The following is a 23,841-nucleotide window of genomic DNA, read 5'->3' as shown; positions in this document are numbered from 1 at the left end:
TCGCGGGTGCTACGGACCCTGGGCCATGCCGGGAGGCGCAGGTCTCCTCCGAGCCGGTCGGATCGTCGACGTCGGTCTATCGGCCCGTAGCCCGAGGTCGCTGGGCACCGTCACCACCGGCTGCCTACGATCGGTCGCGATGAGACCCCTCACCGGCCGGCAGGAGCTGCTGCGCTACGCCATCGCGTCGGTACCCCTGGTGATGATCGGGCTCGGCTGGGTGTTCATCGTCGCGCAGGGCATCGCCGAGTGGCCGATGGGCGTGCTCGACCTGGCCCTCGGAGTGGTCGGTCTGATCCTGCTGCGCTGGCGCCGACGGCTGCCGTTCACCATCGCGGTCGTGACCGCCCTGCTCACTGCCTGGTCGGGCTCGGCAACGGGTGCCGCGTCCGTCGCTCTCGTGTCGCTCGCCACCCACCGCGACGTCCGGCGTACCGCCGTGGCTTGCGCGGTGCAGTGGCTCGCGTTCGTCAGCACCTCCTTCGTCGACGACGGATGGGAATGGGGGGAGGCCACCCTGGTGGCCGCGATCGGCGGCGCCGTGACGATCGCGTGCCTGGTCGGCTTCGGCCTGTACCTGCGGAGCACGCGGGACCTCGCGCTGTCGGAGGAACGGCGGCGCGAGGCTGAGCGACGCGACGGGCTGGAGCGTGCACGCGCGGGGGAGCGGGCGAGTATCGCGCGCGAGATGCACGACGTGCTCGCCCACCGGCTGTCGATCCTGTCGCTGCACGCCGGCGCGCTCGCGCACCGTATCGATCTGACCGCCGACGAGGTCCGCCAGGCGGCGGCGGTCATCCGGGACAACGCGCATGCCTCGCTCGAGGAGCTGCGCGTCACGCTCGGCTCGCTGCGCGAGGAGGACCCGCTGGGTGGTCCGCAGCCCTCCTTCGACGATCTGGCCGCCCTCGTCGCCGAGGTGCGGGAGGCGGGTCAGCGCGTCGGGTACCGCGCGACACTCGAGCACGTCGAGCAGCTACCCCCGCAGGTGGGCAGGCACGTCTATCGCATCGTGCAGGAGGCGCTGACCAACGCACGCAAGCACGCGCCGGGCGCACCCGTCACCGTCGAGCTGAGTGGTGCGTCCGGGACCTCCGTCGAGGTCCGCGTGACGAACGTGGCGGGCTCCCCGGGTGAGGCCCCCGTATCCTCCGACGGGCTAGGACTCATCGGGCTCGGCGAGCGAGCGGCCCTGCTCGGCGGCACCCTGACTCATCACAACGACGGCGACCGGTTCGTCGTGGAGGCCTCTCTGCCATGGAGCGTGACCCCGTGATCCGCCTCCTGCTCGTCGACGACGACCCGCTCGTACGCCGCGGCCTCAGCCTGATCCTCGGCGGTGAGCGCGATATCGAGATCGTCGGCGAGGCCGCCGACGGGATCGAGGCCGAGATCGCGACCCGGGACCTCGTCCCCGACGTGGTGCTCATGGACGTCCGCATGCCTACCCAGGACGGCGTCACGACCGCAGAAGCCCTGCTCCGGCGGCCCGACCCGCCCGCGATCATCATGCTGACCACGTTCCACGTGGACGACCTGGTGCTGCGTGCGCTCGCCGCCGGCGTCTCGGGTTACATCCTGAAGGACGCCGCACCCGACAAGGTGATCGCGGCCATCCGGTCCGTGTCCGACGGCGAGCCCGTCATGTCGCCGACCGTCGCCCGTCAGGTGATCACGGCGGCGACCGCAGGCACGGCCGACGGCGCGAAGCGAGAGAGCGCGCGCGCCGGGCTCGACGTCCTGACGCCGCGCGAGCTCGACGTCGCCATGGAGGTCTCCCGCGGTGCCAGCAACGCCGAGATCGCCGCGCGGCTGTTCATCAGCGTCGCCACCGTCAAGGCGACGGTGACCCGCATCTTCCTCAAGCTCGAGACCGACAACCGCGTGACCATCGCACTGCGGATACGCGACGCCGGCCTGCTCTGAACCGCGCCGAGCGCGGCTGGTGACGGATCACGCGCAGACGCAGAGCTGACGGGGTGCGTCGGCGGCGAACGGGAGACCCGACCAGTCGCCGAAGCGCTCGACGAGCTGAAGGCCCCCGAGCGAGAGGAGCAGCGGCAGCTCTTGCGGGAAGATGCTCCTGATCTCGAGCGGTGCGACGACGAAGTCGGGCTCGGCGCCGGCCGAGAGGTACCACGTCCCACGCGTGACCTGCGCGGCCGCATCGTAGGTCTCAGCGACGTCGACGCTGACGTCGCCACGGTCAGGGTCCACGAACGACAACGAGTCGCGGGTTCGTCGCACGCCATCGGCTTCGACAAGCAGGCGCACGCTCGGGTTGAACACGTCGAAGACGAACCTCCCTCCCGGTGCCAGGTGCCGTCGAACCGATCGGAAGCAGCTCACCAGATCCTCGACCTCATGCAGGTGCAGCAGAGAATTGGCAGTGATGAACACGTAGTCGAAGGTGCGGTCAAGGTCGAAGGCCCGCATGTCGCCCTGGAGCCACTCCACCGCGACGCCGCGCTCGCTCGCCTTACGCCGGCCCTCGGCCAGCATGTCCGCCGAGAGGTCCAGGCCGACGCACGGCTGCCCGCCGGACGCGATGGGGATCAGCTTGTTCCCGGTGCCGCACCCCAGCTCCAGCACGCGCCCGCCCTGGCGGTCGGCGTCGGCCCGGTAGAAGTCGACCGCGGGCCCGCCACCCGGGAACATCAGGTCGTACAGCCTCGCGTGCGCGTAGAACGCCTCACTCTGGTTCGAGGGCTGTCGTCGACGACTCATGCCGAGACCCTACGGACCATCGCCCCCCGGAACCGCTCCTTTTTCGTTCTCTTCGGCCGTCATTCGTGGCCTGATCAGCTCCGCGGGACGATCCCGGTCCGCCCCTCCCAGGTGCCGTGCTCCGCGTGCGGGCGGAAGCGGAACGTCGCGAACTCGTGGTGGAAGTCCCGGCGCCGACGTTCGATCATGGCGTCCGCGTGCCGTCGGTCCGCGTGACCGCCGGAGCGGCCGTGCACCATCTCCTCCATCTCCCGCACGGTGCGCCACACGGAGAACGTGGAGATCGTGCGCGGCGGCCGGAAGGCGGCCAGGGCGAGCGTCGTGCCGGGATGGTCGCGCACCTGGCGTTCGACGGGTCTGCCCCACCGCAGGAACCGGGGCACCTCGGGCAGACGCATCCGCGCGACGGTCACCGCGACCACGGGTTCGTCCTGATCCCAGTCGCCCGACCGGGCCGGCAGACCGGGCAGGGCCGCCAGCCGGGACCAGCGGCGCAGGTACTCCAGGCGGACGTGCCAGCCGGTCGCGAGGTGGCGGCCGAGGACGTCGTCGGACAGGAAGCGGTCCACGGCTTCCTCGTCGCGCCACTGTGCGAACACGGCGATCCGTCGCAGCTGCAGCCGGTCCAGCGAGGCGGCGGGTGCGCCAAGGCGCATGAGCGCCAGGCACTCGGCGTGGTCCAGTCCAGGCATCGTGGTGCCCGACGGCGGTCGCAGCAGCGCGCGTGCGGTCACGGCGGCCGGCAGCTCGGCGAGGTGAAAGGTGTGGATCGTCATCGGGCGTGCTCCATCTTGTAGTGCAGACGCATCATCCAGGTGCGCCGCATCCGCAGCTCGTGGTCGGTGCGGAGCACCCCGTACGGGTCGCAGTACAGCCGGAAGGTCTCGTGGAGCGGGACGCGCGCCGCGAAGTCCCGTCCGCCGTCGTGGACGACGACGTACGCGCCGTCCTGCCCGAACCGTCCGGGGGGCGACTCCAGGACGAGCCCGCCCTCGTCGCTGATGACCGGGCGCAGGAACACCTGGACGTTGCCGGACTCGAGCGGGAACGCGACGTGGACGCTCGGCCGCTCAGCGCCGGGGAGCCGACGTGCCGAGTAGCAGCCGCTGAACACGTAGCGGCCCGACGGCCGGAGCGTCCGCAGCCAGGCGGCACCCACCTGCTGGCCGTCCCGGTCGCGGATCACGCGGACCCGGCTGTCCATCCCGTGCGCGACGTCGAGCGGGCGCATCGGGAGGGACAGCTGCTCCACCCGGCGGCCGAACACGCGCGCGATCAGCTCACCGGCCGGCCAGAACAGCGGCGACCATCCCGTCCACACCTCCATGTGCCAGGCGGCGGTGTGCTCGTAGAAGTCGCGGACCCGCGGATCCAGCCGGGAAGCGTCGAAACCGGGACCGTCGAGGATCGTCATCGTCGGAAGCAGGCCGGGTGCGGGACCCGCTGACGGATCCGCGGTCGCGGCATCGTCGTCGACCGAGCCACCGTGACGCGCGGCCTCAGCGGCGAGCCAGCCGTCCCCGACGGTCGAGGAGCGACTCGTCGGGGCGCGCAACCAGGAGTGGTCGGTGGCGAGGTCGACAGGCTTGCCGACCAGTCGCCAGAACTTCCGGGACCCGAGGTCCAGCAGATGGTTCACGGGAACGCATTCTTGCAGGAGGATCGCTTGGAGATGGGTGAGGGATTCTGCGGTGGTCGGTTGATGTCTGGGCGTGTTGCTGCCTGAATCGTCGGTGCCGGGGGCGGATCTCTCTGTCGAGCGGTGCGCCCGACGGAGAGGCTCCGCGGACATCGTGTCCGCGGAGCCTCTCCGTCTGTCGTGGGTGGTGACGTTCCACCGCCGGATGCGTAGGGATCAGGAATCGGCGTTCAGGATCTTCTCGATCTCCTCGGCGATCGCGCGCTTGGGCCGTGCGCCTACCAGTGCCGTGACGACCTTCCCGTCTTTGTAGACGTTGAGCGTGGGGATGGACACGATGCCGTAGGCCGCGGTCGAAGCGGGGTTCGAGTCCGCGTCGACCTTGGCGATCTTGATCCGGCCCGCATATTCCTCGGCCAGCTCTTCCAGGATCGGCGCGACCATGCGGCACGGCCCGCACCAGGTCGCCCAGAAGTCCACCAGGACCGGGATCTTCGACTCGAGTACCTCGGACCGGAAGGTGTCGTCGGTGGTCTTGACTGTGCTCATCGTCGTTCTCCTTGCTCTCGTGGTTAGACCGTCGCTGAAGTGAGTACCTGGTCGCCGCGTGTCTGGGTGCCCAGCGCCGCGAGGTGCCGCTCGGTGTCCAGCGCGGCGGCCGCTCCCGTGCCGGCGGCGGTGATCGCCTGGCGGTATCGGTGGTCGACCAGGTCACCTGCGGCGAAGACGCCCTCGCGGCTGGTCGCGGTCGTGGGGTGGGCTACGCGTACGTAGCCGCTCTCGTCGATGTCGACCTGGCCTTGGAAGAGGTCCGAGCGGGGCTCGTGGCCGATCGCGATGAACAAGCCGGAGACGTCGAGCTGCCGGGTCTCGGCGGTGACGGTGTCCCGCAGCACGACACCTTCGACGGCGTTCTCGCCGAGGATCTCGTCGATCTCGACGTTCCAGACGATCTCGAGCTTGGGGTCGGCCATGGCCCGCTCCTGCATGATCTTCGATGCGCGGAGCCGGTCGCGGCGGTGCAGGAGGTAGACCTTCCGCCCGAACCGCGTCAGGAAGGTGGCCTCCTCGATGGCGGAGTCCCCACCGCCGACCACGGCGATCACCTTGTCCCGGAAGAAGAAGCCGTCGCAGGTCGCGCACCAGGAGATGCCGCGGCCGGAGAGCTCCTCCTCTCGAGGGAGGCCGAGCTTCTTGTAGGCCGAGCCGGTGGCGAGGATGACCGTGCGCGCCGTGTAGCTGGCCGTGGCCGTCCGGACGGTCTTGACGTCGCCGTCGAGGTCGACGTCGACGACGTCGTCCGTGACGAGCTCTGCGCCGAAGCGCTCGGCCTGTGCGCGCATGTCGGCCATGAGATCCGGGCCCATGACGCCGTCGCGGAACCCGGGGAAGTTCTCGACCTCGGTGGTGTTGATCAGTGCTCCGCCAGCGGTGACCGAACCTTCGAAGACCAGCGGCCGCAGAGCTGCGCGCGCCGCGTAGATGGCTGCCGTGTACCCGGTCGGGCCGGAGCCGATGATGATGACGTCACGTGGTTCTGTCATGAGTGCTCCCTACTTCTTCGCGGGCGTCTTCTCGCCCGCCTCGATCCGGAACGGGTAGCGGTTGCCCGACGGCGGGGTGGGGCAGATCGGGAAGTAGTCGCTGAACGCGCACGGCAGGTTCAGCGCGCGGTTGAAGTCGAGCGTGACGGTGCCGTCGTCGGCCGGTTCCGAGATGTTGAGGGACCGGCCCGCAGGGTAGGTCGTGTCGCCGCTGGTCGCGTCGGCGAAGACCGAGGTGCGGTGGCCGCCTCCGACGATGACCTGCAGCTCGTACGGGGTGCCGTCGTGCTCGAAGTGCACCACGCCGGGTGAGAGGTAGCTGTGCTCGCGCCAGCCGACCGTCCCCAGGGCGAGTGTCTTGTCGGCGTCGAACGCCTCGAACCGGCCCGTGATGATCCAGTCGGGGTTCGGCTCGAACGTCGGCACTCCGTCGAACGTCTTCAGCGCCTGGGCGCCCGGGTCGTAGGTGTTGATGTGGTAGCCCTCGCGGTAGGTGATCCCGATCTCGAGGTCGCCTGCGCTCACCCGCTGGTCGTCCGGCCCTTGGGCCAGCCGCAGAGCGCGGGTCTGGCTGAACTCGGTCCCGTCGAACGACATCGTGGTGCCGTCGGGGTCGACCATGAGGGTGTCGCCGTCCTGCCACCACAGGCCTGGGGTGCCGTCGAACCGCTGCGGGGTGCTGTCGAGCCAGTTCACGGCCACGGCGGACAGCCAGCCGTTGGGCGCGGCGAGCCACTGCTCCCAGCCGGACCGCCAGGCCTGCCACTCGGTTCGGTAGGTCTCGGAAGAGGGGTTCGTCATCTTGTTCTCCATGGGTTGTTCTCCAAGGGTTCGGATCGTTGGTTCGAGCACCGTGAGGTGTTCAGGGGACGTTGACGCGCCGCGCCCAGACCGCGAACAGCAGCAGGCCGGCGAGGGGGAAGACGATGGCGACGGTGAGTGCGGTAGAGATGCCCGTCGCTGCGCCGGCAGTGGCCGCGGTGTTGGCGAAGACCGTCGACAGCACCGCGAGGCCCACGGCCCCGCCCAGCTGTTGCATCGCCTGGTTCAGGCTCGAGGCGGCGCCCACGTGCTCGCGCGGTGCGTTGTGCATGATCACCGCGGTGAGCGGTGCGACAGTGAGGCCGGCACCCAGACCCAGCAGCAGGAACGGGCCGAGAAGCCCGTCGAGGTAGCCACTGTCGGGCGTCAGGCGTGACATCCACACCAGACCGATCAGGAGACCGACCATGCCGACCGAACCGACCGCACGCTCCCCGTAACGGGTCACGAGCCGGCTGACGGTGAAGTTCGTGGTCAGCATGCCGGCCGTGAAGGGAAGCACGGACAGACCGGTCTGCAGCGGGCTGAACCCCAGAACGCCCTGGGTGTAGAGGGCCGCGAAGTAGAGGAACCCGAACTGACCGGCGGGGATCATCATCATCGCCAGCAGCGGGGCGGCACTGGACATCCGCGTGAAGAACGCGGGCGGGACGACCGGCGCGGAGTGGCGCCGCTCGATCAGGGCGAGCGCCACCAGACCGACGGCCGCCAGCACGAACGACCCGATCACCGTCGTGCTGCCCCAGCCCTGCTCGGCCGCCGCCGTCAGGCCGTAGACCAGAGCCGACATCCCGATGGTGGAGGCCGCGGCCCCGCCGAGGTCGAGCCGCCCGGAGTGCCGCTCCGTCTCGGTGATCAGTGCCCGGACGCCGAGGAACACCAGCGCGCCGATCGGCACGTTGACGAACATCACCCACTCCCAGCCCAAGGCGGACGTCAGTGCGCCGCCCAGGAACAGGCCGAGCCCGGCGCCCAGCCCGATCGACAGCACGAACAGCGACATCGCCCGGGCACGTTGTACTCCCGGCTCGGTGATCGCCATCAGCAGCACCAGCGTGCTGGGCGCCGCGAGAACTGCGCCGACGCCCTGCAGGACGCGCGCCGCGATCAGCATCTCCGGTGTGACGGCCAGACCGCCCAGGGCAGAGGCTGCGATGAAGATCGCTATACCGATCAGGAGCGCTCGCCGCGGACCGATGATCGATCCGATCCGTCCGCTCACGAGCACCAGCCCGCCGAAGACCAGCGCGTAGGACGTGACTACCCACGACAACCCGGCCGTGGAGAAGTTGAGTGCGTTCTGGATCTCGGGCAGTGCGACGTTCACGACGCTGTTGTCGATCACGAGCGTCACCTGCATGAGGGTGAGCACTATGACGGGTGCGTAGGGGAATCGTGATCGCCCGGCTCTGGGGCGATCCACCTCGCTGACTACAGGGGTGGACATTCCGGCCCTTTCTCTTCTCACAGGCGCCGGGCTCGTGCCTGGCGTCGATGAGTCTTAACCGGTGGTTGCCAGGATCGATCCCGGATTTGCCAGAACCGCAAACACCTGCGTGTCACGATGGGCCCATGGCCGATGACCTCGATGTAGTCCTGGATGCCGTCGGACCGCGCCTGCGCGCCATCCGCAAGCAGCGGCGGTCCACGCTGAGTGAGGTTGCCGAGCTGACGGGCATGTCGGTGAGCACCCTCTCCAGGATCGAGTCCGGGCAGCGCCGTCCGACGCTCGAAGTGCTGCTTCCCCTCGCCCGGGCATACCGGATGCCCTTGGACGACCTGGTCGGCGCGCCGGCGACCGGCGACCCCCGCATCCACCCGCGGCCGGTTACCCGCAAGGGCGTGGTGTGGGTCACCTTGTCTCGCGATGCGGGTGGCCTCAACGCGTTCAAGCAGGTGATCCCGGCTCAGCCGTCCGTCCCGGAGAAGCTCGACCAGCAGGTCCACGAGGGGCACGAGTGGATCTACGTCCTCAGCGGGACGCTGCGGCTCGCGCTGGCAGACAAGGACTTCGAGATGAGTGCCGGCGAGGCCGCCGAGTTCGACACCCGTACCCCGCACGCGATCGCCAACACCGGGCCGCGCCCCCTCGAACTGCTCATCCTCTTCGGACAGCAGGGCCAACGCACCCACCTGCGCACAGGCAGCTGATCACCCGCAAGGCGATGTTCGGTGGCTTGGGTGAACTCGCTCGCTGGTGGGTGAGGGGTTCTGCGGTGGCGGTCGGTTAATGTCGGGGCGTGCTGCTGCCTGAGTCGTCGGTGCCCGGGGCGGATCTGCCGGTCCGGGCGGTTCTGCCTGCCACGGTCGACGCGGTGCGGTCACGCGGTACGGCGGTGCTGGTCGCGCCACCCGGATCGGGGAAGACCTCGCTGCTGCCGCTCGCGCTGGGCGACGCGCTCGAGGGCACGATCCTCGTCGCCGAGCCGCGCAGGATGGCGACCCGCGCGGCCGCGACCCGGCTGGCGATGCTGGTCGGCGAACCGCTCGGGCAGCGGATCGGCTACGCGATGCGCGGTGAACGCAGCGGCGGCAAGGGACTCCGTGTCGAGGTGGTGACGACGGGGCTCCTCGTGCGGCGTCTGCAGCGGGATCCGGAGCTGCCGGGGGTCGCCGCGATCGTGATCGACGAGTGCCACGAGCGGCACCTCGACGCCGACCTGCTGCTCGCGCTCTGCGTCGACATCCGGGCGAACCTCCGGGAAGACCTGGCGATCGTCGCGACCTCGGCCACGGCGGACACGGTCCGGCTGAGCCGTGCACTGGGCACCGACGTCCCGGCGCCCGTGATCACCGCGTCCGCCGCACTGTTCGACGTTGCGGTCGAGTGGACCCCGCCGCCGGTCCCCGTGCCGCTGCTGCCCGGTGGGCGAGTAGACCCGCGCCTGCTGGACCACGTCGCCGCCGTCGTCCGGCGTGCAGTGACCGAGAACGAAGGCGACATCCTCGTGTTCGTCCCGGGGGAGGGGGAGATCAACGGGGTGACCCGCCGGTTGGCCGATCAGAACGTGTGGCCGTTGTTCGGCCGTCAGTCGCGGGCTGAGCAGGACCGTGCCCTGGCGCCGTCCGCCACCCGTCGGATAGTGGTGACGACATCGGTCGCGGAGAGCTCGCTGACCGTGCCGGGCGTCAGGGTCGTGGTCGACGCGGGTCTTGCCCGCGAGCCGCGGACCGATCAGTCCCGTGGCCTCGGTGCGCTGGTCACCTGCCGGGTCTCGAAGTCGTCGGCCGACCAGCGAGCGGGTCGCGCCGGGCGGGAGGCGCCCGGCCGGGTCTATCGGTGCTGGTCAGCGACCGACCACGCGCGTCTCGACGATCATGCGGCGCCGGAGATCGCGATCGCCGACCTGGCGGCCTTCGCCCTCGACCTCGCGGCGTGGGGTGCGCCCGCTGGTGCCGGTCTGACCTTGCTCGACGCGCCGCCGGCGCCGGCGATGACCGCGGCCACCGAGCTGCTGCGCCGTATCGATGCCACTGACGACGACGGCCGGATCACCGGGCGGGGCCGGCGGATGACGGCGATCGGGGCGCATCCTCGCCTGGCTCGTGCGCTGCTGGACGGGACGCCGCGGGTCGGCGCCGACCGGGCGCGCGAGATCGTCGCGATGCTCTCGGACGACTCCGGCCGTAGCTTCGGCGACGATCTACCGGCCCGCTGGCGGGCCCTGCGCCGCGGCGAGGACCGCGGAGCCACGGTCCGCTGGCGAGAAGAGGCAAAGCGCCTCGGCCGAGGCACCACGGCCGGCGACCCGTCGGACGGGCAGGCTGGTCGGGGGACACGCGGAGTACCCGATGATCTCGCGGTGGGGATCGTCGTGGGACTGGCATATCCCGATCGGATCGCCCGGGCCCGGGGGACCGACTCGGCGACCTACCAGATGTCCGGTGGCACGGGTGCCGCGCTGGATCCGCAGTCGCCGTTGCGGACCACGACCTGGCTGGCGGTCGCGGTCGCCGACAGGGCACCCGGTCGCGCCGACGCCAGGATCCGTTCGGCGGCGCCGATCGACGAGCAGACCGCACGGGACATCGCGGGCGACCTCCTCTCGACCACGGACCAGATCCGCTGGGACGACGGCCGGATCGTGACGCGGCGCGTCGAGGCACTCGGCGCGATCGTGCTGGGCGACGTCCCGCTGGCGAAGCCAGACCCACTGCTCGTCCAGGCGGCCGTCCGCGACGGCATCCGCCGCAGCGGCCTGTCCGTGCTGCGCTGGTCGGAGGCCGCGCTCGCCCTGCGGGAGCGGCTCGCGTTCTGCCATGCCCACCTGGGCGCCCCCTGGCCCGCGGTCGACGACGAGGGGCTGCTGGCCGATCTCGACGCATGGCTGGGTACGGAGCTCGCCTCGGTGCGGAGCGCGCGCGATCTTGCCCGCATCGACGTGGCCTCGGCGCTCCGGCTGCTGCTGCCGTGGCCCGCGGCTACCCGGTTCGGCGAGCTCGCACCGGAACGGCTCCGGGTGCCGTCGGGTTCCGAGGTCCGGCTCGCGTACGACGGCGTCGAACCGCCGGTTCTCGCGGTGAAGCTGCAGGAGGTCTTCGGCTGGACCGCCGCTCCGGCCGTCGCGGACGGTCGGGTACCGGTCGTCCTGCACCTGCTGTCACCCGCACGGCGCCCTGTCGCGATCACGAGCGATCTCGCCTCGTTCTGGAAGCAGGGCTACCCGCAGGTCCGAGCCGACCTGCGAGCCCGCTACCCGCGCCACCCGTGGCCGGAAGACCCGCTCACCGCCGTCCCGACCAGACGGGTCAAACCTCGCCAGTGAGCCGGGCTGCCTCCCCGACGGTGATGATGGTCTTGCCGGCCACCCGTTCGGTCGGGTTGAACGCGTCGACCGCCTCCGAGAGCGGCCGCACGGCCGCGACGCGTGTCCGCAGCCGACCGTCACGGACACGCTGGGCGATCTCGGTGAGCTGACGGCGGCTGGCTTCGACGACGAAGAAGATGGAGCGTCCGTCGTCCGGCTGCCGCGCCGGGGGCTCGGCGATCGTGACGAGGGTGCCTCCCGGCCGGACGAGGTCCGTCGAGCGATCGCCGATCCGGCCGCCGATGACGTCGAAGACGAGGTGCACCTGTCCCACGGCACCGAGGTCATCGTTGCCGAGGTCGACGAAGTCGTTCACGCCGAACTCGATCGCGGCCGCGCGGTCCGCCGTGCGGCCCGTGCCGATCACGTACGCACCTGCCTCGCGGGCGAGCTGGGTGACGACCGATCCGACGCCACCGGCCGCACCGTGCACCAGTACGCTCTGACCCGCCCCGAGGCGTCCGTGCTCGAACAGGCCCTGCCATGCCGTGAGACCGGAGATGGGCAGAGCGGCTGCCCTGACGAAGTCGATGTCGGCCGGCAACGGCGCGAGGTTGCGGGCCTCGACCGCCACGTACTCAGCGAGAGTGCCGTTCCGGGTCCAGTCGGCGAGACCGAAAACGCGCTGTCCGACGCCGAGCCCGGTGGTCCCGTACCCGAGTTCGGCGACCACGCCGGCCAGCTCGTGGCCGGGGATGCTCGGGGTGCGGTCGTGGCCGGCCCGGTCGGTCCACGTGCCGGGCCAGGTCAGCTCGCCCGGCGTGAAGCCGGACGCGTGTACCCGGACGACGACGTCGTTCTCCGACGCGGTCGGCTCGGGCACCTCGGTCAGCCGCATCCCAGCGGTGCCTGCGTCGGGGTCGGTGACGGTGACGGCCTTCATCCGGTGTTCTCCTGTTCGATGGTCTCGTCACGCGGACGAGGGATCTCCTTGACGGCGTCCTCTGCGTCCGCGACGGTTCGGAGCGCCCATCATGTGCGCCCATCATGACCGAACCGGGAGCGGATATCCTGGCCCGCATGTCCATCACCTCGGCCCTTGGCGACGACTGGGTCCCGGCCCCGGACGGCGTCCGCGAGCGCTCGGCGGCCCGCGTCATCCTGGTGAACGACGCCGGTCGCGCGCTCGTGATGCGCGGGCACGACGTGAACCAGCCCGAACGCTCCTGGTGGTTCACGGTGGGTGGCGGCATCGACCCGGGGGAGACCGCGGAGCAGGCCGCGCTCCGCGAGACCCGCGAGGAGGCTGGGATCGTCCTGGCGCCCGACGATCTGGTGGGGCCCGTGCTCACGCGCACGGGCATCTTCGACTTCTTCGCGGAGACGTGCCGCCAGTACGAGGTGTTCTACCTCGTGCGGGTCGAAGACGCGCTCGAGGTGAACGCCGACGGCTGGACCGATGCCGAGCGCGAGCTGCTCGACGAGATGGCCTGGCTGTCGGCGGCGGAGCTCCGCGCGCAGCCGCTGGAGGTGTTCCCGCCCGAGCTGCCGGACGTCGTCGACCACCTCGTGGCGGGATGGGACGGGCAGATCCGGCACCTGGGCGAGCAGTTCGACGACTGAAGGCAAGCGCACGTCCTTCCGCGGGACAGCCCGTCGCGTGGCCGGACGTAGAATCGATGGTTGTGACAACCCCGACCGTTGGAGTCCTCGCCCTGCAGGGTGACGTCCGCGAGCACCTGACCGCCTTGGAGTCCGTGGGCGCGCGTGCCGTTACCGTACGGCGTCCGGCCGAGCTGGCCGCTGTCGACGGGCTGGTGATCCCTGGCGGCGAGTCGACGACCATCGACAAGCTGCTGCGCATCTTCGAGCTGGACGAGCTCTTGCAGGCCCGGATCAAGGAGGGCATGCCGGTCTACGGCTCGTGCGCGGGAATGATCCTGCTCGCGGACCGGATCCTGGACGGCACTGACGACCAGCAGACCCTCGGTGGGATGGACGTGGTCGTGCGGCGCAACGCGTTCGGGCGGCAGGTCGACTCGTTCGAGACCGATCTCGAGTTCGCGGGTATCTCCGACGCCGACGACGCTCCGAGCGGCTCAGGACGGCGCGGCGGCCCGGTGCGCACGGCCTTCATCCGTGCCCCTTGGATCGAGGAAGCCGGACGCGACGTCGAGGTGCTGGCGCGCATCCCGGCTGTGGATACGCAGGGACGCCCTGTGGCCGCCGCCGGTAGGATCGTCGCAGCACGGCAGGGTCCGCTGCTCGCCACCGCATTTCACCCCGAGATCACGGGGGATACGCGTGTGCACGGGCTGTTCGTCAGCATCGTTGCGGGCGGCTGAGCGGATTCCCCGCTACCGTTCGACGCCATTGAAAGTGCCATCGGAAATGCAAGGAGTCAGGTAGAGGTATGTCAGGTCACTCCAAGTGGGCCACGACCAAGCACAAGAAGGCCGCGATCGACGCCAAGCGCGGCAAGCTCTTCGCGAAGCTGATCAAGAACATCGAGGTCGCGGCGCGCACGGGTGGCGGCGACCTCGCCGGTAACCCGACGCTGTTCGACGCGGTGCAGAAGGCGAAGAAGTCGTCTGTGCCGAACGACAACATCGAGCGTGCCCTGAAGCGCGGTTCGGGCGAGGGCGCCGACGCCGTCGACTACCAGACGATCATGTACGAGGGCTACGGCACCAACGGAGTCGCCGTCCTGGTCGAGTGCCTCACGGACAACAAGAACCGCGCGGCGTCCGAGGTTCGCCTTGCGTTCAGCCGCAACGGCGGCAACCTGGCAGACCCGGGCTCGGTGTCGTACCTGTTCTCCCGCAAGGGTCTCATCGTGGTGCCGAAGGCCGACGGGGTGGGCGAGGACGAGGTCATGCTCGCCGCGCTCGATGCGGGCGCCGAAGACGTCACCGACCAGGGCGAGGTCATCGAGGTCCTGACCGAGGCCACCGATCTGGTCCCGGTGCGGACCGCGATCCAGGACGCCGGCATCGAGTACGACTCCGCCGACGTGATCTTCCACCCGTCGATGCAGGTCGAGGTGGACGTCGACGGCGCCCGCAAGATCATGCGGCTCATCGACTCGCTCGAGGACAGCGACGACGTGCAGAACGTCTACGCGAACTTCGACGCGAGCGACGAGGTCATGGCTGCGCTCGACGACGACGAGTGACGTCCGGCTGATCTCGCTGGTCGAGCCTGTCGAGACCGTCCCCGGCGTCGTGAGAATCTGACGCCATGCGCGTTCTCGGAGTTGATCCAGGTCTGACCAGGTGCGGTATCGGCGTGGTCGACTCCTTGCCCGGGCGACGGGCCCGCATGGTCGCGGTCGGGGTGATCCGCTCGGACGCGGACCTGTCCACCGACCTGCGCCTGCTGAAGATCGCGGACGGCCTCGACCAGTGGCTCGACGAGCACGTGCCCGACGTCGTCGCCGTGGAACGGGTCTTCGCCCAGCACAACGTCGGCACGGTGATGGGGACGGCCCAGGCGGCAGGCCTGGCGATGGTGGCAGCGGCCCGCCGGGGCGTGCCCGTCGCGCTGCACACGCCCTCGGAGGTGAAGGCGGCGGTGACGGGGTCCGGCAGGGCGGAGAAGGCGCAGGTGGCGACCATGATCACCCGGATCCTCGATCTCGACGAGGTGCCGCGCCCCGCCGACGCCGCCGACGCGCTGGCCCTGGCTGTCTGTCACCTGTGGCGGCCGGCCGGTGCACTGCAGGGCGGAGACCGGCACGAGCTCACCCCGGCGCAGCGCGCCTGGGCGGCGGCGGAGCAGGCCGCCAAGCAGCGCCCCCGCCGCTGACCTGCTGGTTGCGCGGCGTGGCCCCCTCCGGGGAGTGGCGCGCCTTGTTACGCTCCTCGCACGAACGTTCGATCAGGTCTCGGCAGGTTCAGCCGCCAGAGGGCATCGACCGTGTCCGGACGCACAGAAGGGGGAGCCCGTGATCGCCTCGCTGACGGGAACCGTTGCCCACGTGAGCCTCGACCGAGCGGTGGTCGACGTCGGCGGCGTCGGCTACCTGGTGCACGCCACGCCCACCACGCTGGCCGGGCTGCGTGTCGGTGAGACGGCCGGGGTGGCGACCAGCATGGTGGTCCGCGAGGACTCGATGACGCTGTACGGGTTCGGCGACCCCGACGAGCGTGACGTGTTCGAGGTGGTGCAGACCGTGTCCGGTGTCGGTCCGCGTCTGGCGCTGGCGATGCTCGCCGTGCACACGCCGGACGCGCTGCGCCGTGCGGTCGCCGGCGAGGACCTCGCCGCGCTGACCCGCGTACCCGGCATCGGCAAGAAGGGCGCCCAGCGCATAGTCCTGGAGCTCGCCGACCGGCTCGGGCCGCCGTCCGGGGCCCCGACCGGCTCGGCCACCGGTTCGCCGGTGGAGACCACCGTGAACGCGGCCGACCACTCCGAGCGCGTCGTGGAGGCCCTCGCCGGCCTGGGCTGGCCGGCCAAGCAGGCCGACGACGCCGTCGCGAAGGTCCTGGCCGAGGCAGGGACCGACGCCGTGGCCGCCGACGAGGTAGCCGGCACGCTCCGCTCCGCGCTGCGTCTGCTGGGAGGCCACCGTGGGTGAGGTCTCGACAGGCTCGACCACCGGGACCGGGGCGACCGGCGAGCGGGATCGGATCGTCGCACCGAGCGCCGACGAGATCGAGCGCGCCGCCGAGGCCGCGCTCCGTCCCAAGCGGCTCGACGACTTCGTCGGCCAACGGGTCGTGCGCGACCAGCTCTCCCTCGTGCTCCAGGCGGCGATCGCACGCGGCAACCCGCCGGACCACGTGCTCCTGTCCGGCCCGCCCGGGCTCGGCAAGACCACCCTCGCCATGATCATCTCCGGCGAGCTGGACGCGCACATGCGGCTCACCAGCGGTCCCGCCATCCAGCACGCCGGCGACCTCGCCGCCGTCCTGTCCTCCCTCGAGGAGGGGGACGTGCTGTTCATCGACGAGATCCACCGCCTGGCCCGCCCCGCAGAGGAGCTGCTGTACGTCGCGATGGAGGACTTCCGGGTCGACGTCATCGTCGGCAAGGGCGCCGGCGCGTCGGCGATCCCCCTCGCGCTGCCGCGGTTCACCGTCGTCGGCGCCACCACGCGCTCCGGCCTCCTGCCCGCCCCGCTGCGCGACCGCTTCGGGTTCACGGGGCACATGGACTACTACTCGCCCGAGGAGCTGGAGCGCGTCATCCTGCGCTCCTCCGGGCTGCTCGGGGTGCACCTCGAGCACACCGCGGCGCACGAGATCGCCGGCCGCTCGCGTGGTACCCCACGCATCGCGAACCGGCTGCTGCGCCGCGTGCGCGACTGGGCACAGGTCCGCGGCGACGGGCGGCTCGACCTGCACGCCGCGAAGTCCGCGCTCGAGGTCTACGAGGTCGATCCCATCGGCCTCGACCGACTCGACCGCGCAGTGCTCACCGCGCTGTGCACGAGGTTCGGCGGCGGTCCCGTGGGGCTCAGCACCCTGGCCATGACCGTGGGCGAGGAGGCGGAGACCGTGGAGACGGTCGCGGAGCCCTACCTCGTCCGCGAGGGTCTGGTCGGCCGCACCCCGCGCGGCCGCGTGGCGACGGCCGCGGCCTGGGAGCACCTCGGGCTCACCCCGCCCGTCCAGCCGTCCGGACGCGGCCCCGAGACCCCTGGCACGGGAACTTTGCTCGACCCCTGACGTTGTTCATGTGGTGCCCCTCGCAGGGACGCCCGAGGATTCGACCCCGAGCACTACACTGGGTTGGATCCTCGTCGCACTTGCGCGACGCATGCGAGCGCACAGCACATCCGACACCGCAATCGAACAGGGACCCTTACCGTGGAAATGCTCATTCTCGTCGCGATCCTCCTCGTGGTGATGTTCTTCATGTCATCCCGCACCCGCAAGCAGCAGCGCGAGGCAGCGGAGTTCCGCAACAACATCACCCCGGGGACCAAGGTCATGACCGCCTCCGGCATGATCGGCACCGTGATCGACGTCGACGAGTCGACCGATCAGGTGACCATCGAGTCCTTCCCGGGCAGCCCCACCACCTGGCTCCGTGCCGCCATCTCCAAGAAGGTCGAGGAGCCCGTCGCCGACGACGAGGACTCCGACGACGCGGCCGATGAGTCCGACGTCACAGAGGATGGCGAAACGGCAAGTACGATCAGGCCCGACGCGACCGACGTTCCCGACGACCTGTCAGACCTGGACACCGCCAAGCGCGAGTACCAGGAGCAGCAGCGACGGGACGCCGACGCGGACGGCAAGTGACGGCCGCGCCGTCCGGTGAACCCGGACGGCGCCGAACCCGCGTCGGACGTACCCCGGCGCGCACACGAGAAGAGACAGACGTTGGCGACTGACACCCGGCGCTCGCGGCCGGTTCGCACGATCGTGCTCCTGACGATCTTGACGATCCTGCTGCCCTTCGGCGCCCTCTTGGCTGGTTGGCAGCTCGACGGAAAGTCGAGCGATAATCCGGACGGCGCGAGCCTGGCCCCTGGCCTCGCCCTCGACCTGCAGGGTGGCACCCAGATCATCCTCCAGGCCGTCACGTCCGACGGGTCCGAGGTGACCCCGGAGGCGATGCAGGAGGCCATCGGTGTCATCCGGCAGCGGGTGGACGCCAACGGCGTCACCGAGGCTGAGATCGCGAGCCAGGGCAGCAACCAGATCGTGGTCGAGATCCCGGGGGTCGTCGACGACGAGACCATCGCGCTGATCTCGAAGGCCGCGCAGATGAAGTTCCGCCCGGTCCTGACGTACGGCGCTCCGCAGCCGACGGTTCAGCCGTCTGCTTCTCCCGAGGCCTCCGGCGACGACGCTGAGGCCAAGGGCGACGAGAGCGCCGATGGCAAGGACGAGGGCCTGCAGAGCAGGGAAGAGCTCGAGAAGAAGGCGGCCGAGGAAGCGAAGGACGTCGACCCGACGGACCCGAGCGACCTCGCCCAGATCACGCCGGCGGTCCAGCAGCTCTTCGACCAGCTCGACTGCACCGACCCGAAGAACCTGCAGGGCGGTGGCGGCGACCACCCGGACCGCGTGCTCGTCACGTGTGACCAGACCGGTGCGGCCAAGTACATCCTCGGTCCCGTCGAGGTGGACGGTACCGACCTGACCACTGCCACCTCCGGCCTCGTGCCCGGCGCGAACGGCACGGTCTCGAACGAGTGGGGAGTCACCCTCGACTTCGACTCCGAGGGCACCACGAAGTTCCGGGAGACCACGGAGCGTCTGACGCCGCTGGAGCCCCCGCGCAACCAGTTCGCCATCGTGCTGGACGGCCTGATCGTCTCCGCACCGAGCAGCAACGTGCCGATCACGAACGGCCAGGCGGTGATCTCCGGCTCCTTCACCCGTGACTCGGCGGCGACGCTGGCCAACCAGCTGAGCTTCGGTTCGCTGCCGCTGACGTTCGACGTGAACGGCCAGAACCAGATCTCGGCCACCCTGGGTGCCGAGCAGCTGCAGCGTGGTCTGTTCGCCGGCCTCATCGGCCTGGCGCTGGTCGTCGTCTACTCGCTGTTCCAGTACCGCTCGCTCGGCATGCTGACGGTCATGTCGCTCGTCGTCGCCGGTGCCATGACCTACGTGGTGATCGCGCTGTTGAGCTGGGGCATCGGCTATCGCCTGTCCCTGCCGGGTATCGCGGGTCTGATCGTGGCCATCGGCTTCACCGCGGACTCGTTCATCGTGTACTTCGAACGTATCCGCGACGAGCTGCGTGACGGACGGTCGCTCCGCCTCGCCGTCCAGCGCGGCTGGCTGCGCGCCCGGCGCACCATCTACGCGGCCAAGGCAGTGAACCTGCTGTCGGCGGTGATCCTGTACTTCATGACGGTCGGCGGGGTGCGCGGCTTCGCGTTCACGCTGGGCCTGACCACGATCATCGACGTCATGGTGGTCATCTGGTTCACCCACCCGGTCATGGAGCTCCTGGCCAAGGTCCCGTTCTTCCGCGACGGACACAAGGCATCCGGCCTCTCGCCGGACCGGCTCGACGTCGAACCGCGGTACCGGGGTGCCGGGCGGTTCTCCGGCTCGAAGCCCGTCGCCGCGGGGCCCCCTGAGGCGGGGGCCCCGGAGCGGGAGCGTGAGCTGGTCTCGGCGCAGTCCGTCGCCCCGGCGCCGCGTGTCGCCGAGGACGGTCGCAGGATGACTATCGCGGAGCGGCGTGCCGCCGAGCGCAAGGCTGCCGCCGACGCGGCTCAGAACGAGGAGAAGCACTGATGGCTCGCGGCGGCTTCGCCCAGTGGGGCAACGACCTCTACACGGGGCGTCGGTCCTACCCGATCATCCAGAAGCGGGGCGTCTGGTTCGCGATCGTCGGCCTCTTCTCGGCCGCGTCGATCCTCGTGCTCCTGCTCCAGGGGCTGAACCTCGGAATCGACTTCCGCGGTGGCTCCGAGTTCACGGTCTCGGGCGTGTCCAGCACGGACGAGGACATCGCACTCGACACCGTCGCGGAGGTCGCCCCGGGCGAGGAACCGCACGTCAGCCAGGTGGGCCCGGACGCGGTCCGGGTCCAGGTCTCACAGCTCGACACCGCGGGCACGGACCAGCTCCAGGAAGCACTGGCGCAGGCCTATGGCGTGGAGACGACCGAGGTCACGTCGAACTTCATCGGTCCCACGTGGGGCGAGTCGGTGAGCATGCGGGCCCTCTGGGGCACCGTGACGTTCGTCCTCGCGGCGTCGCTCTTCATGGCTGCCTACTTCCGGGCGTGGCGCATGTCGGTCGCCGCCATCGTGGCGATGCTCGCGGACGTGCTGGTCTCGGCCGGTGTCTACGCCCTGATCGACTGGGAGGTCACGCCGTCGACGATCATCGGCTTCCTGACCATCCTCGGCTTCTCGCTCTACGACAAGATGGTCGTCTTCGACAAGGTGCGTGAGAACACGGTCGCGCTGACCGAGCAGTCCCGCAGCACCTACGCCGAGCGGGCGAACCTCGCGGTGAACCAGACCCTGGTCCGGTCCATCAACACGTCGGTGGTGGCACTGCTGCCGGTTGCGGGCATCCTCTTCGTGGGTGGCTTCCTCCTGGGCGCCGGCACGCTGAAGGACATCTCGCTGTCCCTGTTCGTCGGCATCGCGGTCGGTGCGACATCGTCCATCTTCCTGGCGACGCCGCTGGACGTGGCCCTGCGCCAGGGCGAGCCCAAGATCGCCGCGCACACCAAGAAGGTCATGGACCTGCGTGCGGGACTGGTCGCCGAGGGCGCGGACGAGAGCATGCTGGCCGCCGCGACGGCCGGTTCGGCGCAGCTCGTCCCGGGACATCACCAGGGACATGAAGCTCAGCCCAAGCGGCGCCGGTAGGCTCCGCTTCGTGGCAGACGACATGACCGACGTCGCCCTCTCCGGCCTGCTGCCGGAGAGGGCGACGCGCGTTCGCGACCTGATCGCGGACGTCCCCGACTTTCCGTCCCCCGGCATCCTGTTCAAGGACATCACCCCGCTCCTTGCCGATGCCCAGGGACTGGCCGACGTGATCGAGGCGTTCACGCGCCTTGCCCTCGCGGACGGCGTCGACGTCGTGGCGGGCATGGAGGCGCGCGGCTTCCTGTTCGGCGTGCCGGTGGCGCACGCGCTCGGGCTGGGGTTCCTGCCCCTGCGCAAGGTCGGCAAGCTTCCGCCGCCCACGGAGAGCGTGTCCTACGACCTGGAGTACGGCTCCGCGGCCATCGAGCTGCGCTCGGGAACACTCACCCCCGGTGCGCGTGTTCTGATCATTGACGACGTCCTCGCCACGGGTGGTACCGCGGCGGCCGCCGCGCAGCTGGTGGAGCAGTGCGGGGGAGTGGTGGCCGGGCTGGCTTTTCTGCTCGAGCTGGAGGCACTCCACGGGCGGGACAGGCTTCAGGGCCACAACGTCGATACTCTCCTGCGGGTAGGCACGCCGTCCGGCGACTGAGCCGGCCGGACGGGGAATAGAGGTCCAGGGCTAGACTGGCGACTCCGGGTTCGACCCGGGGAAGGAGGCGCGTACATGGCTGAGAACACGGTGTCACGCGCTCCTGTGCCCGAGAAGAATCCGCCGACGCCGCCCGGTGGCAACCGGATGCGCAACCGGCTGGTGCGCCTGGGCGTGCGCAGCATGGGCGGCGGGCCGTCCGCCGCGATCGAGCCGCTGCTGCAGGCGATCCGCAGCAACCACCCCAAGTCCGACGTCGCGCTGATCGAGCGCGCGTACGTGGTCGCGGAGAAGGCGCACCGCGGTCAGATGCGCAAGAGCGGCGACCCGTACATCACGCACCCGGTCGCCGTCTCCACGATCCTGGCGGAGCTCGGCTTCGAGGGCACGACGATCGCCGCCGCGCTGCTGCACGACACGGTGGAGGACACCGACTACTCGCTGGACGCGCTGCGCGGCGAGTTCGGCGACGACGTCGCGCTCCTGGTCGACGGCGTCACCAAGCTGGACAAGGTGAAGTACGGCGACGCGGCGCAGGCAGAGACCGTGCGCAAGATGGTCGTGGCGATGGCCAAGGACATCCGCGTGCTGGTCATCAAGCTCGCCGACCGCCTGCACAACGCCCGCACCTGGAAGTACGTGCCGTCCAAGTCGGCAGAGCGCAAAGCGCGCGAGACCGTCGAGATCTACGCGCCACTGGCCCACCGGCTGGGCATGAACACGATCAAGTGGGAGCTGGAGGACCTGTCCTTCCAGGCCCTGTACCCCAAGGTGTACGACGAGATCGTGCACCTCGTGGCCGAGCGGGCGCCCGCCCGCGAGGAGTACCTCGGCGTGGTGAAGGGCCAGATCGAGTCGGACCTGCGCAGCGCCAAGATCAAGGCCACGGTCACGGGCCGGCCGAAGCACTACTACTCGATCTACCAGAAGATGATCGTCCGCGGTCACGACTTCGCGGAGATCTACGACCTGGTCGGCACGCGGGTCCTCGTGGACACGGTGCGCGACTGCTATGCGGCGCTCGGCGCCATGCACGCGCGGTGGAACCCGGTTCCTGGCCGGTTCAAGGACTACATCGCGATGCCGAAGTTCAACATGTACCAGTCGCTGCACACGACGGTGATCGGTCCGGGCGGCAAGCCTGTCGAGATCCAGATCCGTACGCACGACATGCACCGCCGGGCCGAGTACGGCGTCGCGGCGCACTGGAAGTACAAGGAGAAGACGCCGGCGGGCGCTGGCGCCAACGACCCGAAGAACCAGGACATGGCCTGGCTGCGCCAGCTCGTGGACTGGCAGCGCGAGACCGCAGACCCGGCGGAGTTCCTCGACTCGCTGCGGTTCGAGATCGGCGGCGACGAGGTCTACGTGTTCACGCCGAAGGGCATGGCGATGGCGCTGCCCGGCGGCGCGACGCCGGTCGACTTCGCGTACGCCGTGCACACGGAGGTGGGCCACCGCACCATGGGCGCCCGCGTGAACGGCCGCCTGGTGCCGCTGGACTCGCCGCTGGAGAACGGCGACGTCATCGACATCCTCACCTCGAAGTCGGAGACGGCGGGGCCGAGCCGCGACTGGCTCGGGTTCGTGAAGTCGCCGCGGGCGCGGAACAAGATCCGCCAGTGGTTCACCAAGGAGCGCCGCGAGGAGGCCGTCGAGACCGGCAAGGACTCGATAGCCAAGTCCATGCGTAAGCAGGGCCTGCCGATCCAGCGGCTCATGTCGCACGAGACCCTGGTCGGCGTCGCGGACGAGATGAACTACCAGGACGTGTCCGCGCTGTACGCGGCCGTCGGCGAGGGGCAGATCTCCTCCGCCCATGTGGTGGACAAGCTCGTCAAGGCACTCGGCGGTGCGAACGGCGCGGAGGAGGATGTCGCCGAGGCGACCCGGCCCGGCGGCCTCACCGCCCGGCGGGTGCGGTCGGGCGACCCGGGCGTCATGCTCAAGGGCTCCGACTCCGCCGACGTGTGGGTCAAGCTCGCCAAGTGCTGCACGCCGGTGCCGGGCGACGACATCGTCGGCTTCGTCACGCGTGGTCAGGGCGTCAGCGTGCACCGCACGGACTGCGTGAACCTCGACGGGCTGCGCAAGCAGCCGGAGCGGCTCGTCGAGGTCGAGTGGACCCAGGGCGCCAACACGATGTTCCTGGTCCAGATCCAGGTCGAGGCGCTGGACCGGTCACGGCTCCTGTCGGACGTGACGCGGGTGCTGTCCGAGAACCACGTCAACATCCTGTCGGCCTTCGTCTCGACGTCGGACGACCGGCTGGCGGTCTCCCGGTTCATCTTCGAGATGGCCGAGCCCGCGCACCTGGCGACGGTGCTCACGGCAGTCCGGAAGGTCGAGGGCGTGTTCGACGTGCACCGGATCACGGGAACGAAGCCGGTAGAGCGCACCCACCTCCCGGTCTGACCCACCGTTGAGTGCTGGATATTTGCGGCTGTTCGTGTACCGGGAGC

23 protein-coding genes are annotated in these 23,841 nt (G+C 70.2%); 15 read left to right on the top strand and 8 right to left on the bottom strand.

The window, feature by feature from the left end:
- Window positions 1-139 precede the first annotated feature (139 nt).
- Together AB0F40_RS13420 and AB0F40_RS13415 are read left to right on the top strand one after the other, a co-directional pair.
- Window positions 140-1,276, top strand: coding sequence for a histidine kinase (locus AB0F40_RS13420; protein WP_357467838.1), 1,137 nt, complete (start codon window positions 140-142; stop codon window positions 1,274-1,276).
- A complete protein-coding gene (locus AB0F40_RS13415; protein ID WP_357467837.1) occupies window positions 1,258-1,926 on the top strand; it encodes a response regulator transcription factor in 669 nt (222 codons plus the stop codon). The genes AB0F40_RS13420 and AB0F40_RS13415 overlap by 19 nt, the downstream gene beginning before the upstream one ends.
- 27 nt (window positions 1,927-1,953) lie before the next feature.
- Here AB0F40_RS13415 and AB0F40_RS13410 read toward each other — a convergent pair whose 3' ends face one another.
- The 7 genes from AB0F40_RS13410 to AB0F40_RS13380 all read right to left on the bottom strand — a co-directional run bounded on the left by AB0F40_RS13410 (window position 1,954) and on the right by AB0F40_RS13380 (window position 8,086).
- Complete coding sequence (locus AB0F40_RS13410) at window positions 1,954-2,727, bottom strand: class I SAM-dependent methyltransferase (protein ID WP_357467834.1); 774 nt, start codon at window positions 2,725-2,727, stop codon at window positions 1,954-1,956.
- 74 nt (window positions 2,728-2,801) lie between these two features.
- Complete coding sequence (locus AB0F40_RS13405; protein ID WP_357467832.1) at window positions 2,802-3,503, bottom strand: hypothetical protein; 702 nt, start codon at window positions 3,501-3,503, stop codon at window positions 2,802-2,804.
- A complete protein-coding gene (locus AB0F40_RS13400; protein WP_357467831.1) occupies window positions 3,500-4,366 on the bottom strand; it encodes a hypothetical protein in 867 nt (288 codons plus the stop codon). The genes AB0F40_RS13405 and AB0F40_RS13400 overlap by 4 nt, the downstream gene beginning before the upstream one ends.
- A 216-nt stretch (window positions 4,367-4,582) precedes the next feature.
- Entirely contained in the window at window positions 4,583-4,915 is a 333-nt protein-coding gene (gene trxA / locus AB0F40_RS13395) for a thioredoxin (protein WP_357467829.1), read from the bottom strand.
- Between the two features lie 23 nt (window positions 4,916-4,938).
- Window positions 4,939-5,910 (bottom strand): thioredoxin-disulfide reductase, encoded by a 972-nt coding sequence (trxB, locus tag AB0F40_RS13390; RefSeq protein WP_357467825.1) that lies wholly within the window; start codon window positions 5,908-5,910, stop codon window positions 4,939-4,941.
- A gap of 9 nt (window positions 5,911-5,919) precedes the next feature.
- Window positions 5,920-6,711 (bottom strand): DUF1684 domain-containing protein, encoded by a 792-nt coding sequence (locus AB0F40_RS13385; protein WP_357467822.1) that lies wholly within the window; start codon window positions 6,709-6,711, stop codon window positions 5,920-5,922.
- A 61-nt stretch (window positions 6,712-6,772) separates the two neighbouring features.
- Window positions 6,773-8,086: an MFS transporter gene (locus AB0F40_RS13380; protein WP_357467819.1), complete on the bottom strand. Its 1,314-nt coding sequence runs from the start codon at window positions 8,084-8,086 to the stop codon at window positions 6,773-6,775.
- Window positions 8,087-8,304: 218 nt separating this feature from the next.
- Between AB0F40_RS13380 and AB0F40_RS13375 the strand changes: the two genes are divergently transcribed.
- Both AB0F40_RS13375 and hrpB read left to right on the top strand, forming a co-directional pair.
- On the top strand, window positions 8,305-8,883 hold the full coding sequence (locus AB0F40_RS13375) for a helix-turn-helix transcriptional regulator (RefSeq protein ID WP_357467817.1): 579 nt from the start codon (window positions 8,305-8,307) through the stop codon (window positions 8,881-8,883).
- A gap of 89 nt (window positions 8,884-8,972) precedes the next feature.
- Window positions 8,973-11,498, top strand: a complete 2,526-nt coding sequence (hrpB, locus tag AB0F40_RS13370; RefSeq protein WP_357467814.1) for an ATP-dependent helicase HrpB — start codon at window positions 8,973-8,975, stop codon at window positions 11,496-11,498.
- Here the strand turns inward: hrpB and AB0F40_RS13365 are convergent.
- Window positions 11,482-12,423 carry an NADP-dependent oxidoreductase gene (locus AB0F40_RS13365; protein ID WP_357467811.1) on the bottom strand — a complete coding sequence of 314 codons (942 nt, stop codon included), beginning with the start codon at window positions 12,421-12,423 and terminating at the stop codon, window positions 11,482-11,484. The two genes, hrpB and AB0F40_RS13365, sit on opposite strands and share 17 nt — an antisense overlap.
- Before the next feature lie 137 nt (window positions 12,424-12,560).
- Here AB0F40_RS13365 and AB0F40_RS13360 point away from each other — a divergent pair, with 137 nt between their 5' ends.
- From AB0F40_RS13360 to AB0F40_RS13310, 11 genes are all read left to right on the top strand, one after another.
- Complete coding sequence (locus AB0F40_RS13360) at window positions 12,561-13,103, top strand: NUDIX domain-containing protein (protein ID WP_357467808.1); 543 nt, start codon at window positions 12,561-12,563, stop codon at window positions 13,101-13,103.
- Window positions 13,104-13,159: 56 nt separating this feature from the next.
- Window positions 13,160-13,825: a pyridoxal 5'-phosphate synthase glutaminase subunit PdxT gene (gene pdxT / locus AB0F40_RS13355; RefSeq protein ID WP_357467805.1), complete on the top strand. Its 666-nt coding sequence runs from the start codon at window positions 13,160-13,162 to the stop codon at window positions 13,823-13,825.
- A gap of 68 nt (window positions 13,826-13,893) precedes the next feature.
- On the top strand, window positions 13,894-14,655 hold the full coding sequence (locus AB0F40_RS13350) for a YebC/PmpR family DNA-binding transcriptional regulator (protein ID WP_357467802.1): 762 nt from the start codon (window positions 13,894-13,896) through the stop codon (window positions 14,653-14,655).
- Window positions 14,656-14,720: 65 nt separating this feature from the next.
- A complete protein-coding gene (gene ruvC / locus AB0F40_RS13345; protein ID WP_357467801.1) occupies window positions 14,721-15,287 on the top strand; it encodes a crossover junction endodeoxyribonuclease RuvC in 567 nt (188 codons plus the stop codon).
- Window positions 15,288-15,426: 139 nt separating this feature from the next.
- On the top strand, window positions 15,427-16,062 hold the full coding sequence (gene ruvA / locus AB0F40_RS13340; RefSeq protein WP_357467798.1) for a Holliday junction branch migration protein RuvA: 636 nt from the start codon (window positions 15,427-15,429) through the stop codon (window positions 16,060-16,062).
- Between the two features lie 52 nt (window positions 16,063-16,114).
- Window positions 16,115-17,155 carry a Holliday junction branch migration DNA helicase RuvB gene (gene ruvB / locus AB0F40_RS13335; RefSeq protein ID WP_357467892.1) on the top strand — a complete coding sequence of 347 codons (1,041 nt, stop codon included), beginning with the start codon at window positions 16,115-16,117 and terminating at the stop codon, window positions 17,153-17,155.
- A 147-nt stretch (window positions 17,156-17,302) separates the two neighbouring features.
- On the top strand, window positions 17,303-17,734 hold the full coding sequence (gene yajC / locus AB0F40_RS13330; protein ID WP_357467889.1) for a preprotein translocase subunit YajC: 432 nt from the start codon (window positions 17,303-17,305) through the stop codon (window positions 17,732-17,734).
- Between the two features lie 81 nt (window positions 17,735-17,815).
- Window positions 17,816-19,693 (top strand): protein translocase subunit SecD, encoded by a 1,878-nt coding sequence (gene secD, locus AB0F40_RS13325; RefSeq protein ID WP_357467794.1) that lies wholly within the window; start codon window positions 17,816-17,818, stop codon window positions 19,691-19,693.
- Window positions 19,693-20,784 carry a protein translocase subunit SecF gene (gene secF, locus AB0F40_RS13320; protein ID WP_357467791.1) on the top strand — a complete coding sequence of 364 codons (1,092 nt, stop codon included), beginning with the start codon at window positions 19,693-19,695 and terminating at the stop codon, window positions 20,782-20,784. Before secD ends, secF begins: the two co-directional genes overlap by 1 nt.
- Before the next feature lie 22 nt (window positions 20,785-20,806).
- Window positions 20,807-21,379 carry an adenine phosphoribosyltransferase gene (locus AB0F40_RS13315; protein WP_357467887.1) on the top strand — a complete coding sequence of 191 codons (573 nt, stop codon included), beginning with the start codon at window positions 20,807-20,809 and terminating at the stop codon, window positions 21,377-21,379.
- Window positions 21,380-21,454: 75 nt separating this feature from the next.
- Window positions 21,455-23,794 carry a bifunctional (p)ppGpp synthetase/guanosine-3',5'-bis(diphosphate) 3'-pyrophosphohydrolase gene (locus tag AB0F40_RS13310; protein WP_357467789.1) on the top strand — a complete coding sequence of 780 codons (2,340 nt, stop codon included), beginning with the start codon at window positions 21,455-21,457 and terminating at the stop codon, window positions 23,792-23,794.
- The last annotated feature ends 47 nt before the right edge of the window (window positions 23,795-23,841 follow it).

Origin of the sequence: Promicromonospora sp. NPDC023987 (assembly GCF_040639055.1) — a bacterium.
Lineage (GTDB): Bacteria > Actinomycetota > Actinomycetes > Actinomycetales > Cellulomonadaceae > Promicromonospora.
The sequence above is the reverse complement of the archived record's forward strand: the minus strand, read 5'-3'. Positions and strand labels throughout refer to the sequence as shown.

What these genes read in the sequence shown, in the direction of transcription:
- AB0F40_RS13420 (WP_357467838.1), top strand. Translation starts at nt 140, where the DNA reads ATGAGACCCCTCACCGGCCGGCAGGAGCTGCTGCGCTACGCCATCGCG.
- AB0F40_RS13415 (WP_357467837.1), top strand. Translation starts at nt 1,258, where the DNA reads ATGGAGCGTGACCCCGTGATCCGCCTCCTGCTCGTCGACGACGACCCG.
- AB0F40_RS13410 (WP_357467834.1), bottom strand. Translation starts at nt 2,727, where the DNA reads ATGAGTCGTCGACGACAGCCCTCGAACCAGAGTGAGGCGTTCTACGCG.
- AB0F40_RS13405 (WP_357467832.1), bottom strand. Translation starts at nt 3,503, where the DNA reads ATGACGATCCACACCTTTCACCTCGCCGAGCTGCCGGCCGCCGTGACC.
- trxA (WP_357467829.1), bottom strand. Translation starts at nt 4,915, where the DNA reads ATGAGCACAGTCAAGACCACCGACGACACCTTCCGGTCCGAGGTACTC.
- trxB (WP_357467825.1), bottom strand. Translation starts at nt 5,910, where the DNA reads ATGACAGAACCACGTGACGTCATCATCATCGGCTCCGGCCCGACCGGG.
- AB0F40_RS13385 (WP_357467822.1), bottom strand. Translation starts at nt 6,711, where the DNA reads ATGACGAACCCCTCTTCCGAGACCTACCGAACCGAGTGGCAGGCCTGG.
- AB0F40_RS13375 (WP_357467817.1), top strand. Translation starts at nt 8,305, where the DNA reads ATGGCCGATGACCTCGATGTAGTCCTGGATGCCGTCGGACCGCGCCTG.
- AB0F40_RS13365 (WP_357467811.1), bottom strand. Translation starts at nt 12,423, where the DNA reads ATGAAGGCCGTCACCGTCACCGACCCCGACGCAGGCACCGCTGGGATG.
- AB0F40_RS13360 (WP_357467808.1), top strand. Translation starts at nt 12,561, where the DNA reads ATGTCCATCACCTCGGCCCTTGGCGACGACTGGGTCCCGGCCCCGGAC.
- pdxT (WP_357467805.1), top strand. Translation starts at nt 13,160, where the DNA reads ATGGTTGTGACAACCCCGACCGTTGGAGTCCTCGCCCTGCAGGGTGAC.
- AB0F40_RS13350 (WP_357467802.1), top strand. Translation starts at nt 13,894, where the DNA reads ATGTCAGGTCACTCCAAGTGGGCCACGACCAAGCACAAGAAGGCCGCG.
- ruvC (WP_357467801.1), top strand. Translation starts at nt 14,721, where the DNA reads ATGCGCGTTCTCGGAGTTGATCCAGGTCTGACCAGGTGCGGTATCGGC.
- yajC (WP_357467889.1), top strand. Translation starts at nt 17,303, where the DNA reads ATGCTCATTCTCGTCGCGATCCTCCTCGTGGTGATGTTCTTCATGTCA.
- secF (WP_357467791.1), top strand. Translation starts at nt 19,693, where the DNA reads ATGGCTCGCGGCGGCTTCGCCCAGTGGGGCAACGACCTCTACACGGGG.
- AB0F40_RS13315 (WP_357467887.1), top strand. Translation starts at nt 20,807, where the DNA reads ATGACCGACGTCGCCCTCTCCGGCCTGCTGCCGGAGAGGGCGACGCGC.
- AB0F40_RS13310 (WP_357467789.1), top strand. Translation starts at nt 21,455, where the DNA reads ATGGCTGAGAACACGGTGTCACGCGCTCCTGTGCCCGAGAAGAATCCG.